This window comes from Spiroplasma endosymbiont of Tiphia femorata (genome assembly GCF_964020225.1).
In the GTDB taxonomy this organism is placed as follows: Bacteria; Bacillota_I; Bacilli_A; order Mycoplasmatales; family VBWQ01; genus Spiroplasma_E.
This window is the reverse complement of the sequence record NZ_OZ026544.1, coordinates 535,800-548,937: the sequence shown is the minus strand read 5'-3', so window position 1 is coordinate 548,937 and position 13,138 is coordinate 535,800. Positions and strand designations below refer to the sequence as shown.

11 protein-coding genes and 2 pseudogenes are annotated in these 13,138 nt (G+C 23.3%); 5 read left to right on the top strand and 8 right to left on the bottom strand.

What is annotated here, in order from left to right:
* Nucleotides 1–2 precede the first annotated feature (2 nt).
* The 4 genes from AACK83_RS03205 to AACK83_RS03190 all read left to right on the top strand — a co-directional run bounded on the left by AACK83_RS03205 (nt 3) and on the right by AACK83_RS03190 (nt 5,070).
* Nucleotides 3–1,439, top strand: a complete 1,437-nt coding sequence (locus AACK83_RS03205) for a hypothetical protein (protein WP_338958499.1) — start codon at nt 3–5, stop codon at nt 1,437–1,439.
* A 265-nt stretch (nt 1,440–1,704) separates the two neighbouring features.
* Nucleotides 1,705–1,827, top strand: a complete 123-nt coding sequence (locus AACK83_RS03200; RefSeq protein WP_255495924.1) for a hypothetical protein — start codon at nt 1,705–1,707, stop codon at nt 1,825–1,827.
* A 17-nt stretch (nt 1,828–1,844) separates the two neighbouring features.
* Complete coding sequence (locus tag AACK83_RS03195) at nt 1,845–3,086, top strand: hypothetical protein (RefSeq protein WP_338957608.1); 1,242 nt, start codon at nt 1,845–1,847, stop codon at nt 3,084–3,086.
* Nucleotides 3,037–5,070 carry a hypothetical protein gene (locus tag AACK83_RS03190; protein ID WP_338957607.1) on the top strand — a complete coding sequence of 678 codons (2,034 nt, stop codon included), beginning with the start codon at nt 3,037–3,039 and terminating at the stop codon, nt 5,068–5,070. Before AACK83_RS03195 ends, AACK83_RS03190 begins: the two co-directional genes overlap by 50 nt.
* A 1-nt stretch (nt 5,071) precedes the next feature.
* Here AACK83_RS03190 and AACK83_RS03185 read toward each other — a convergent pair whose 3' ends face one another.
* Genes AACK83_RS03185 through AACK83_RS03175 form a run of 3 tightly spaced genes read right to left on the bottom strand, consistent with a single transcriptional unit; the run spans nt 5,072 to nt 6,011 of the window.
* Complete coding sequence (locus AACK83_RS03185) at nt 5,072–5,350, bottom strand: hypothetical protein (RefSeq protein ID WP_338958492.1); 279 nt, start codon at nt 5,348–5,350, stop codon at nt 5,072–5,074.
* Between the two features lies 1 nt (nt 5,351).
* Nucleotides 5,352–5,696, bottom strand: a complete 345-nt coding sequence (locus AACK83_RS03180; protein WP_338957603.1) for a hypothetical protein — start codon at nt 5,694–5,696, stop codon at nt 5,352–5,354.
* Between the two features lie 6 nt (nt 5,697–5,702).
* Nucleotides 5,703–6,011, bottom strand: coding sequence for a hypothetical protein (locus tag AACK83_RS03175; RefSeq protein WP_338957601.1), 309 nt, complete (start codon nt 6,009–6,011; stop codon nt 5,703–5,705).
* Nucleotides 6,012–6,306: 295 nt separating this feature from the next.
* On the opposite strand from AACK83_RS03175, the gene AACK83_RS03170 reads away from it, so the two are divergent.
* Nucleotides 6,307–7,425 (top strand): Mbov_0401 family ICE element transposase-like protein, encoded by a 1,119-nt coding sequence (locus tag AACK83_RS03170; protein WP_338959376.1) that lies wholly within the window; start codon nt 6,307–6,309, stop codon nt 7,423–7,425.
* 596 nt (nt 7,426–8,021) lie between these two features.
* On the opposite strand, the gene AACK83_RS03165 is transcribed toward AACK83_RS03170, so the two are convergent.
* From AACK83_RS03165 to rny, 5 genes and pseudogenes are all read right to left on the bottom strand, one after another.
* A complete protein-coding gene (locus AACK83_RS03165) occupies nt 8,022–9,374 on the bottom strand; it encodes a hypothetical protein (RefSeq protein WP_338959374.1) in 1,353 nt (450 codons plus the stop codon).
* Nucleotides 9,355–9,606, bottom strand: coding sequence for a hypothetical protein (locus AACK83_RS03160; RefSeq protein WP_174480064.1), 252 nt, complete (start codon nt 9,604–9,606; stop codon nt 9,355–9,357). Before AACK83_RS03160 ends, AACK83_RS03165 begins: the two co-directional genes overlap by 20 nt.
* A 331-nt stretch (nt 9,607–9,937) precedes the next feature.
* A pseudogene (locus AACK83_RS03155) lies at nt 9,938–10,980 on the bottom strand (signal recognition particle protein).
* A gap of 120 nt (nt 10,981–11,100) precedes the next feature.
* Nucleotides 11,101–11,217 (bottom strand): annotated as a pseudogene (locus tag AACK83_RS03150) (signal recognition particle receptor subunit alpha); the annotation flags it as partial.
* 240 nt (nt 11,218–11,457) lie between these two features.
* The gene (gene rny, locus AACK83_RS03145) at nt 11,458–13,032 is read right to left on the bottom strand and encodes a ribonuclease Y (RefSeq protein ID WP_252320144.1); all 1,575 of its coding nucleotides are present in this window, start codon (nt 13,030–13,032) and stop codon (nt 11,458–11,460) included.
* Between the last annotated feature and the right edge of the window lie 106 nt (nt 13,033–13,138).

The window sequence follows — 13,138 nt, the reverse complement described above, 5'->3', positions numbered from 1 at the left end:
TTATGATTAATAAACTTTGAACTGGTGTCAGTCTTGAAAATTATAATAACTGATATCCATTAACTGGAAAAATTACAGAAACTCCACAGCAATACATACAAACATGACCTAATGTTAATGATTGATTTAAAACTTTTGCTATTCGTGCTCAAAATGATATTAATGCTTATCTTGATTTTATTTTATCTAAATTTCCCTTTGATAGTTTTAAAGATGAATTAATTAAAGAAACATTAAGAGATATGGTTTATGTTATGGTTGAACATTGAGTATTTAATCGTACACCAATTGAATTTAATGTTGATGCTACTATTCAATTTAATAATGGTAGTCAATTTAGTGCAAATAGTACTCCTACGATTAATGTTTGAGATTTAGCACCTAGTAGAATGAAAATATGAGCAAGATTAACTGAATTAAAACAAATATTTTCAAGTTATAATGATGATGAAATAGATGTTGAAAAAATTGACTTAAAAGCATTTTATACTAGAAATCAAGTTGATGAATTAATTGAACAACAAAAAGAATTTACATTATTAAAACAAATTAAATTATATGATGATTTAGTTGATGATAATGAAAATGAAATATATAGAGGTTCTGTTAGTAAATTTATTAATAAAGGTTATGTTGCAACAGATTACGATAAAGAAACTGAAACAATGATTTTAGATTGACCTGATGAAATTGGAACATTACCACCAGAAGCATTACAAAATAATCCACAAATTGGTGATTATACACATGCTCCAACTTGTGATTTTTCTGCTAAACAACAAAAAAATATTACAGCTTTAACTAATACTAAACAAAATAAATTAAGTACTGGTCATGGCATTAATATTACAGAAGATAATGTAATATCTGTAAGTTCTTATTTAGTAACACCACAAGATTTTTTAAATAATCCACAATGAGAAGAACAAAAATCAATGATTTTAACAAGAAATACATATTATCAAATTTTTTGGTCACCTAATATGTCAAACAGTCAAGGACATAAAGGAGTATTTTTCTTTTATGGTGCAGTACCAACAGCCCATAATGTAGCTATTGATTCAGCAGGTTATTATTCAAATTCTACTAATGAAATTAAAGCTCATTTAAGTGTCCAACCCGAAAATGATGAATTAATACTATCATATTTTGATGGTAATTCTTGAATAGTAACTAATCTAGATGGAAATAAACTAGGAACTAAAATATATAAGCCTAAGACAAATAATAAAATTTATAGAATTAAAAGTAATACATTAGATATTACTTCACCAAGTGTAATTAATATAAATAAACCTATAAAAATTAATTCAAAAAGTTTAGAAACTAATGAAATAGAAGAAAATAATTGAGATATTGAATTAAAAGATATTCCTCCAACACCAAGTCCAAGTAGTTCAAATTGAAAAGATGTAAGAACAAGAGAGAAAAATAAATAAGATAATTGACAAATTACTTATGATTTTCAAGAAAATAAACATTATAGAGTTTATTATTCTTGAAGTATATATAATCCAGTTTATACTATTCAAGAATTTATTATAACTGATAAAAAAATTGCTGGTGTACAAATACAAACCTTTAATGATAGTACTAATATAGTAATTTTATCAGTTCAACATGCAAAATGGATTACTATTTATACTGGAAAAGGTAATTTAAAAGGTAATGTATGAAAATTAGAAGAATTACAGGAATAATATTATGTTTTTTAAAATTATAAAAATTATTTTAGGTTTAATAGGAGTAATTTTATCATCAGCAACAGCAGGTTTAATTATATTTATCATTGTAAAAATCATATTAAAAATTAATCAAATATTTTAAGAAAGGTGGTGAATATTATGTTAGGTAAATTTTTTAGAAAAGATAAAAGTAATATTAGTGATAATCAAAATGAAAAAGTAAAATTTTTAAATAATAAAAATAAAAGTACTCATGCTTCAATTTTAAATTATTTTGGTTTTAATGATTTTAATCATGAAACTTATTTCACTGATTTTGTAGCAGAAAATAATGCTAATTTATATAATGCTCCATTAGATATTAATAATGAAACTATTAAAAAATACTTAATTCAACAAGAATTTTATAGAAAAAATTGAAATTCTATTTTTAAATTAAGCAAATTAGGAATTAGTGGTTATTTAATTTATATTGCTAATGATGATTTATATTTTCAAGTAGTAGATATACAACAAAGAGTTTATGATATTGGTGGTAAATTAACTCAATGTACTATTTTTTATGATAGTTATCAACAAAATGCACAAACTGTAAGATTATTTGAAATTTATACATTAAATAATGAACAAGTAACAATTAATCGCTCAATTTATAGTATTAGTGATAATAAAAAACAATTTCCATTAGATTTTAAATCATTTATTAATAATCCTAATCTATTACAAGAACAAACATTAAATATTAATTATATACCAATATCAATTATGCGAAATAAAGCAAATGAGTTAGCAGATTGTGATAAAGTAATGGATAAAATTAAAGCATTAGATGTTATTTATGAACAAATTGTTTTAGATACCATTTTAAATTCACCTAAATTTATATTTAGTCAAACTTATGGTAATGTTCAATCAACATTAGAAGAAGCAGTAAGAACATTAGTTACTAAAAACTATATATTTAAAAGTGGTGGAGATAATAATGAACAAAACGAAAATATCAATATGACAAATAGTAATTTTAAAGGTAAAAATTTAACTGATATATACGATTGAAATGTTAATGAAATATTTAAACGTTGTGGTATTCATATACCAAGTCAAAAGAAATCTGCACAACAATCAGTTCCCGAAAGTACAGCTGTAAATATTTCAACTATTAATTATATTGAACAAAAATTATGACAATTTAATATTGATATTCTTAAATTTATTCAAATATTAGTAAGTGTTGATAAAGACTTATTAAATAGTAAAACCTTTAATATTAATGATGAACAAGAAATTAATAATTTAACTGTTAAATTAAAATTATTTAACCCCGAAAATAACCAATTAATAGGAGAGAACAATGGAAAACAACAACAAACCACAAACGAAGTTTCCACAGAAACAAACTAAACTTAATCAAGCAGAAGTAGAAAATGATTATTTAATTGATAATATTCCTTATGATTTTACTAATATGATGAGTGCTACTAGTGACCCAGATATTAATAGAGCATACGATGAATTTAAAAAAAGAACAATTTATATTTATGAAATTGAACGTTTATTTAAAAATAATGAAAATAATAGTTTAAAATTTTCAGCAAATACTATTAAAATTGGTTTTATTGATATTGATAAAGTATTAAAAACTATTGCTGTTGAAACATCAGACTTTACTATGCAATTAAATCAAAGAGCAAGTACAAACATTAATGATAATACTATTGAATATAGTATGACTGATATTAAAAATTTAATTTTTCAAGAAATAAATTTATTAAATCAATTTAAATTATATGCAGTGAGTATAAATGAACCATTAACTGAAAATAATATTGATAATTTATACATTATTAATAATTATTCACAACCTTATCAAAATCCAAAAACTAGAAGTACTAAAAGTATTACTATTATTAAAATTAAAGATTTTAAAACAAGAGATGGTTATCCAATCATTATTAAATTACAAAAACCATTAGACAAAGATACCAAAGTAATTGGTTTAAAAATTAAAGCGCCTAGAAGCATGATTTTTGGAAATATAAAGGTACTTGGTGAAGTTGACAATATGGAAGTATACCCAAAGTTATTTGTTAAAGATAAGATAGCATTTCCGCTATTATCAATGCCTATTGAAACTCAACCAAAAGTTAGAATATTACAACAATGATTTAGTGAACAAATATTACCTTGAAACTTAGCAAAACAATTTATAGGACAAGAAAAATCAGTTTTAGATTTAATTGCTATTGGTGGTGGAACTGAAACAAGAAAAGAAATTATTAATAATGCAAAAATAACATATGCAAAAATTGGTAAATATGATGGACCAGCACCAGTACCTAAAAAATTAGATGATTTTGAAATGAAAAAGAATGAACAATATATATTATATAGTCATAGAGAACCAACCCCACCATATCCTAGTAAATATATTGCTATTGAATTATCACAGAACTTTAATGATATTGAAATTGAAATAAATGATAAACCACCAATTGATAGTTTACAAAAAGTATTATTAGATATGCTAACTTATACATATAATTATAATCGTAATTTTGATGGTTTTAAACCAGATAATTTAGGCAATAAAATAGCAGAATTACGTGCAAAATTTGAGGGACAAAAACCTGATGAAGTAATTACTAATTTATTTAAACAATGGAAATTAGATTATCCTAATTATATTGATTTAGAGCAAGTAAAAATATTTAAGCAAATAGTTATTATGTTATCAAATAATATTTATTCAAGTATGTCAATTAATAAAGGTTTAAATGATGATAATAAGATTTTATTACCATATTACTTTGAGTTGAAATCAAATCCAATACATCCTAATAAAGACGAAATTTGACAATTCAAAAATGCAAAAGTAATATTAAAATCTAATTATTTTGATTTTACAAATATAAATAATATTAAATTAAAGAATAACGATATTAGTCAAAATGAATTATTTAAACTGGATGATAACCAATTTAACTGATTATCTATTACCAATGAATTAGAAAGTAATAATATTCCATCATTAATTCCTGCTGATTGAACATTAGCAAATGGTGAATATGGAAAATACTTTACAAAAACAATTATTGAAAAAACAAAAATTAAAAATGCTTTGAATTTATATGGTTCAAATAAATCTCAATTATTTTCTAAATTAGAATTTTATAAAGAAATTGCACAAATTGATAATAATAGTGAATTTGAATTACAAATTGAAAATCCGATTAATAACTTAAATCGGATTGAAATTAGCGGTATATTTGGTGCTGGCAATTATGATTTAATTTTAATAACTGATAAACAAGAAATACAATTAAATAATATTAACTTATTTGATAAATATAATGAAAATATTTCATATATTAATTTGGAAATTTAGATTATTTATTAAAATATCCATCAGGATATATACCATCCCATTTGGTATCACCTTCATTTTTTGGTTTAATGCCAAAATATAAATCTATTTTATGACTATCATCTCTTGGATGTTCTCATATAGTTGCCCCCCAAGTCACTGTATAATCTCAATTTAAAAATGACTTATAATTATTAGTTTGATTATATGCTATTGCACCTAAAGTTAAACCAATACCACCAGTAATTACAGCAAATGATAACGCTATTTTTTGAAAATTTGTTTTTATTCATGTTTTCATATTAAATTACTCCTTTTTTTAAGTATATTAAATTATTTGTATATCAGCCAGTAGTTCATGCTTTATTTTGATTAATATTAATATATGTTCAATATTGTGTTCCTTGGCCATAAATTGTTGTTTTTAAAGGAATATCGCTTATAAAAATATTTGATTCATGTATATGACTATCTATTGTAAATCCTATTATGTATGATTGTTTTTCTTGAAAATTATATATTATTTCTCCTTGTTCGTTTATTTTATATTTTTCTTTATCTAAATTAGGTTTTTCACATGCAATAACATTTGAAGTTATAATACAACCTAAAGTTATTACTCCCAAAATAGTTAATATATTTTTCATTTTAAATTACTCCCTATATTTTTTGCTTGCTTCAATTATTTTTATTGCTTGTTCTTTTGGTAAATTATCTATAATACTTGGTAACTCTTCTTCATATTCATTTGCATGTTTATGACAGAAAAAAAATTTACCAAATTCATCTATATCTATAACATTAGTTCATTCTTTAAAACATCCTTCTTTTTGACAAAAAATAAGTTTAGTATTTTCAACTTCATATTTATTTACAAGTATTTCATGATTTTGATTTTTAAATTTATTTTGTTTTTTTGGTTTTTTAATTTTTATTTTTGTCTTACATCTTTTTTTACTCATAAATTCTCCTTTTTTCATTGATTTTACTTACAAATTGTACTATTTTTGATTATTTTTACAAGTATACTTTTAAATGCAAAATAAAGCCTAAATTAAAGGCCTTTATTTTATGAGACCTATACTATTAATTATATTGAAATTGTTTATTATATTTTAAATATGAAAGTGGTTTTTTAAATAATTTTTATTTTATTTAAAATTACACTTATATATTTATATAATAATTAAGTAAATTAATTTTTTAAATATATTTACAATAAATTTAGAATTTTTTAAAATAGTTAGGAGAAAAAATATGAGTTTTAATTATTTATGAACTTTAAAAGAAGCAACAAAAAGAATGTATCAATCATTTAGAGATGATATAAAAAATCAATGAGAAAAAACAGATTGAAGAATATTAAAAGAAAGAGATATAAAATATATTCCAGTTAAAATTAAAGAAAGAACTAGAAATACTATCAATGGTCTTGTTACTTATAAATGTCGTGATTATAAATATTATGATGAACAATTAAAAAAATGAGTAAGAGTTTGTTTATTAGATGAAGAATTAGAATTACCTAAATATAAAAGAACTTGTCAGGATATAAAAAATAATGTTATTGAACATTTTGCTGATGGAAAAAGATATGTTGATATTTTACATACTATGAAGCAAACAAAATTTAGTACAACAAGTATTAGTAGATTATTTCAAGAATATCAAGTTAATAAATTAGATGTTCCTAAAATAAAATTAGAACTAAATCAATTTATTTATATTAGTATTGATGATGGACATCGAAAATTTTGAAAATTTAAACGCAATTCTGGTAAATATTCAATGCGTTTAGTATTATTTTGTACAGATAATGTTAATCATAAATTAGTTAATAAAAGAGCAGATGTAATAATAAGACCAACAAAAACAGCAATTGGTGTTAAAAAAACTGCTGAATTTATTAAAGAACAAGGAAATAGATTTTTTGAAAATTTTGACCAAGCAAAAATAATTATTTGTGGAGATAGTGCAGGATGAATTAAAGAAGTTGCTGATTATTTAGATGCAAGTTTTGTTTTAGATAAATTCCATTTAGTTAAAAAATTATATGTTGGAATAATCGCTGGAAATAAAGGAAAATATTGAGATGAATATAAGATTTGTAGAAATTTTATTGAAAATGGTCAATATGATGAGTTAATAAAATATATGAATGAAATATTAAAAAATCACAAAAAATTAAAAAAACAATATTTTAAAAATAATAAACAAGGTATTGAAAATCAAGGTGCAAAGTGAAATATAGGTTGTTTTACAGAAGGTAATATTTGACATATTTTAAAAGAAATGCTTGGTAATAGAACTTATAACATAAATATTTATATTAAAATGGTTATTTTTAAATGTAATCAAATAAATTTAAAAACATAACTTAATTTATTTTTTTATTAAAATTTTGAAAACTTATTAACTTTTAATTTAATAAGAATTTTTGTTGTGTATAAATATTAATTTTATTTTTCATTTTTTTAATATTTGTATTTTAATTGCAATTAATTTAATTTAGTAGTAAGATGTATTTACAATTGCATATAATTACAATTATTTCTTGTCTATAATTTTAAAGAAATGTTTAAAAAGTAATTATATCCTCCGTTTTTGTTACCGTCCCAAAATTTAGGATTAGGAACAATTGGAATAGTTAATTATGCTAAATTTACTAATACTACAAATCCTATAGAACCAACTACAACACCTATTCCTATAACTACTACTAGTACTACAACAGTTGACCCATTTCCACCAGATTTATTATTAAGCAATCCCAATACTACTGATAATCATTTAATGGATTGAGATACATTTATTAGTCTTAATTCATATGGTATTGCTAATTTAGTTGCTGGAATTACTGAATTAATACCAAGTAAATTTGAAACTATACGTAAAATAGCCAATATGGCTACTGGTGGAACATTAATTAGTAGTGGTGTTGCTATGGGTATTAATAATGATTTTAATAATGCTTATGCAGTACCTACCATAATTGCTGGTGCAAGTGAAATAATCCATAATTTATTACCTATGGAAACCACACATCATAATGAAGAAATGCAAGAAACAGCATTTAATAATGAAACTGCAAATCTTATTAATGATAGATTAGTATTAAATATTTTTTCACCACCACCAGCAATTTGATCTAATAATTCATTTAATGATTGATAATGATAATCATAATCTCTTCGTTCTGATAATGATTTTGTCATAAAATTTAAAGTTGCTAAATTTTGCATAGCTTTATTCAATTGTTTTTTAGCACTTTCTTCACTGATACTATTAAAAGTAAAGATTAAACTAGTATTCGGAATATTTACTAAATTTGCTAATCAGACTGCTGAAACTTCAAATGGATAATCATATATGTTATAAACAGTTTGAAAACAATTAGCAAATTCTAAATTATTCTTATGAACTAATAATTCTTTAATCGCTAAATCATTAGTTAAATCTTTACTTTTAACAGTTTCTTCTTTTTTTGTAGTAAACATTTCTTCTAACGAAGCATTTTCATTAGAATTTATTAATTTACTATAAACAACCATCATTTCAAAACAATTAATATCACTAGCTTTAACACCACTACGACTGATATAATTTTTAAAAGCATTTACTTCTTCTTTTAATTTTTCTTGATTTGATGAATAAAAAAATAAGTAAAAAAATGGTTGCGTCATTTCATTTTGATTTTGAATTTCATTATTAGCATTAATTGCTGATATCATTTGAAATTTTCTTGCTAATTTTGCTTTTTCACTAATATTTTCTAAATCAATTTTTTCGAGTTGTTCTTTATAAAAATTAGTTTGTGCAGTTATATCTAAAGGCATATCAATCTTTATTAAAGACATAGAAATATTAATAATTTTAAAAGCTGCAGCTAAATCTTTAATTTTATTTGAGGCTTCTTCATTAGATAATAATGTAATATTAAAACCCTCCAATAATAAAGCTCTAGTATAATTTGTATTTTTCACATTTAATTGCATCACATTCTTACTAATAATTTTTTTAAATGGTACTAATATTTGTGAATTTTTTTCAGATTTATAATAACGATTTTTACTATGAAATTTAAATCATAATAAAATAATTTCTCATCCTTTTTTTCTTGGCTGTCAATAAAAAGTAAGCGGAATAGTAGCACAACCAACTAAAATAACAGCTAATATTTTAAAAATAATATCAATTTGCAATAATAAAATAATAATTGAAGCAAATCCAACTACCATTAAAATAATTAATAAATCAATTAAACCAACACTTCTCCAAATTTGTAAAATTACAAATTTAATAGTTTTAGGAATTAAAAATTTCATTTATCTTTTCTTTTGAAATTTCATTAGAATTTAGCGCTGAATTTGGTTTACTGTTTATTTTCTCTATCTTTATACTATTAACACGCTTCTTAAAGCCACAACGACTGCAATTAACTTGAATATTTATTCCTTCTAAGTAATCAGCTATCAAAATTACTCTACCACATCGATAGCAAGCAAAAGAATTTTGTGGCTTTTGAGCTAATCGAACAGATGTATACGTATCTTTCATAATCATTGTCTCCTAACTGAATTTAATTTGTTTACTAAACACAATTCAAAGTTATCTTGTTCCCTAAATATTATTAAGCAACTGAAAAAGAAAAAATAAATTTTTGCTATATTTTTAATTTAAAATAACCCACTATTTAAACACTATTTTCTTTTTAAAATCTAGTTTTACTTTAAAAAATAAATTAAATTTTTAAAAACAAAGAAGAAAATTTAAAAAAATTTTAATAAAATAATATCTATAAAAACTCAAGAAATCAAAGTTTTATACATTTCTTGAGTTAAATAAATTTTAACAAATTAACAAAAAATAACAAATTTTTTTTATTTTTCTAACTTTTTATTAACTTATCTAATCCTGGAATATTTGGCATTTCTCCTTTTTTAATCTGACCAGCAATTTGATCCATAACTTTTTTAGTTTTTTCAAATTGGTTTAGCACTTTATTTAATTCTTTTTCTGAACGACCTGAGCCTTTTAATACTCTTGCTTTTCTAGTTGGATAACGTAAAATTTGTGGCTTTTCACGTTCTTGAGCAGTTGTTGAAGCAATAATATATTCTGCTATTTTTAAATCAGTTTCAGCATCACTAATTTTAGCATCACTAATTTTAGCAGACATACCAGGAATCATTTTTACAAGTGAGCCCAATTTACCCATTTTTTGAATTTGCTTCATTTGATTAACAAGGTCATTCAAATCAAATTGACCTAACATCATTCTATTCATAGTTTCTTCAACATCACGAGTTGAAACTATACTTTCGGCCTTCTCCATTAATGTAGTAAGATCACCCATTCCTAAAATACGTTCTGCCATTCTTTCTGGATAAAAAACCTCTAAATCAGTTACCTTTTCACCCATTCCTAAGAACTTAACAGGAATCTTTGTTAAATAAGAAATTGAAAGAGCTGAACCACCCTTAGCAGTACCATCTAATTTAGTGATTATACTTCCAGTAATAGGAATAGTATTATTAAACTCAATAGCAACATTAATTATATCTTGTCCTGCCATACCATCACAAACAAGTAAAACTTCTTTTGGTGAAGTAATTTTTCTTATTTCTGCTAGTTCTTGCATTAATTTTTCATCAATGTGTAATCTTCCAGCTGTATCAATTAATATTACATCAAACTTATTTTTATTAGCATATATTTGAGCATTTTTAACAATATTAGTAGGAGTTTCATTTTTTTGGGAAAAAACTTCAATATTCAATTGTTTTCCTAAAACTTTTAATTGTTCAACAGCAGCTGGACGATAAATATCTCCTGCAACTAGTAAACATTTTTTTGATATTTATCTGTTAACAACTTTGCTAGTTTAGATATTGTTGTTGTTTTACCAGAACCTTGTAAACCAACTATCATAATAACAGTAGGATTAGTAGATAAATCTAATTCAACATTCTTAGTACCCATAATCTTTGTTAATTCATCATGAATAATTTTAATTAACATTTCTTTTTGATCTAAGCCTTCTTTAATAAATTCACCTTTTGCTTTATTAATAATTTCATTAGTTAAAGTTTTAACCACTCTAAAATTAACGTCAGCCTCTAACAAAATTAATCTAAATTCTTTAATTGTTGCTTCCATATTTTCCATGGTTAAAGTTTTTTTACTTAAATTTTTTTCTAATGTTTTTTGTACTTTTTTTGACATAATTTCAGCAAAACTCATATTTATATTCTCCTCTATTTTTAAGACTATATTATTTTAACACTAAAATAATAATGAAAAAATAAATTAAACATAAAAAAATAAATATTTGAATTAACAAATTATATATTTTATAAAGTTAAAAAGAGAACCTAAGGGTTCTCTAAAAAATAATTAATTAATTTTTTAATTAATTAATTCTGTTGCTCTTACTTCACGAATAACAGTAATATGAATATCGCCTGGTATTGTAATCATTTGTTCTAATTTTTGTTTTAAGTTTCTTGCTAATATATGAGCATCAAAATCATTAATAACTTTAGGATCCACAATAACTCTAATTTGTCTTCCAGCCTGAACAGCATATGCTTTTTCTACGCCTTTAACAGATTTACACAAATCTTCAATTTCTTTAATTCTAGTTATAAATTCTTCTAATGAATTATTTCTTGAACCAGGTCTAGCTGCTGATAATGTATCAGCAGCTGAAACTAAAGAAGAATAAACATTATCTTTTGCAACATCACCATGATGAGAATGAATAGCATTAATAATAATATCACTTTCACCATATTTTTTTGCTAAAATCACACCATTATAAACATGTGAACCTTCTAATTCATAATCAGCAGCTTTACCAATATCATGTAATAAACCAGCACGTTTTGCAATATTAACATCTAAACCCAATTCAGCTGCCATTGCTCCTGCAAGTTTGGCAACTTCAAAGGAATGCAATAAAACATTTTGACCATAACTTGTACGATATTTTAATCTTCCAATATAAGATACTAACTCTGGTTCAAAACCAGTTAATTTTAACTCATCAATAATTTTTTTACCATCAACTTTAAAACCTTCATTTAATTCCTGCTCATGAAATCTCAAGATTTCTTCAATTCTAATTGGATGAATTCTTCCATCTTTAACTAAATCTTCTAAAGCTCTAGTTGCAATTTCTCTTCTGATCGGATTAAATGAAGAAATTTGAATTGTTTCTGGCGTATCATCAATGATAATATCTACACCTGCTGTTAACTCAAAAGATTTAATATTTCTACCCTCTTTACCAATAATTCTGCCTTTCATTTCTTCATTAGGTAACTTAACATATGATACTGACTTATCAACAATAAAATTACTTGCATAACGTTCTATTGCTTCACTAACAATATTATTGGCTAACTCTTTAGATTGAAGTTTAATATTATATTCATGATTTTTAATAATTTTATTAAATTCTAATGATAATTTTTCTTTTAATTTACTAAACAATTCATCTTTTGCTTCATTTCGACTCATACCAGAAATTTTTTCTAATTCCATAATAATTTGATCAATTTTTTGATGATATTCTAATTTAACATTTTTTACAATTTCACGTTGATGATAAAGATTTTGTGTTTGTGTTTCAATTATTTCTTCACGTTCACTTAATTTGCGTTCTCTTTTATTTAAAAGTTTCTCATATTCTAAATTTTGTTCTTTACGATATTCAATCTCTAAATACAAATCTTTTTTCATTTTACTTATTTCAATTTTTGCATCGGCTCTTGAGGATTGAATTAATTTTTGAGATTCTTTTTCTCTCTTTAAAATATTAGTAAAACTTTGTTGTTCTTTAATTTTTAAATACATTTTTCTAATTAGAAATCCAGCAATTATCCCTACTATCATTGCTAGAAAAATTGATATACCTACTCACATTCCAAACTGTTGACTACTTATATTTGATAATATAGCTAACATATTTTTTTCCATTTATATTTTTCTCCTTGCTGTAAAACACCTACAAGAAAAAGAATCCTTACACTCAAAAACTTAAATAAAATTAAAATTTTATATTTTTCTTCTTTAATATCTACAC